Here is a 265-nt window from a genome sequence, read left to right on the forward strand (position 1 = left end):
TGGAAAGCCTGCGTATTCCGGTTCAGTATCTGGCCAACCTGCTCACCGCAGGGGATACCCAGCCGGTACTGCTGGCGCTGAAACGTATGCTGGCGATGCGTCACTTCAAACGTGCGGAAACCGTTGACGGCGTTAACGATACCCGCGCGCTGGAGGAGGTCGGCCTGACCGAGGCGCAGGCGCAGGAGATGTACCGCTATCTGGCAATCGCTAACTACGAAGATCGTTTCGTGGTGCCGAGCAGCCACCGTGAACTGGCTCGCGA

Annotated in this window: 1 pseudogene; it reads left to right on the forward strand. The window is 60.4% G+C overall.

Going from position 1 to position 265, the window contains the following annotated elements:
* Positions 1-265 (forward strand): annotated as a pseudogene (narH, locus tag RTW80_RS29565) (nitrate reductase subunit beta); the annotation flags it as partial.

The sequence above is a fragment of the Escherichia sp. AM3 genome, assembly GCF_032029835.1.
Lineage (GTDB): Bacteria > Pseudomonadota > Gammaproteobacteria > Enterobacterales > Enterobacteriaceae > Escherichia > Escherichia coli.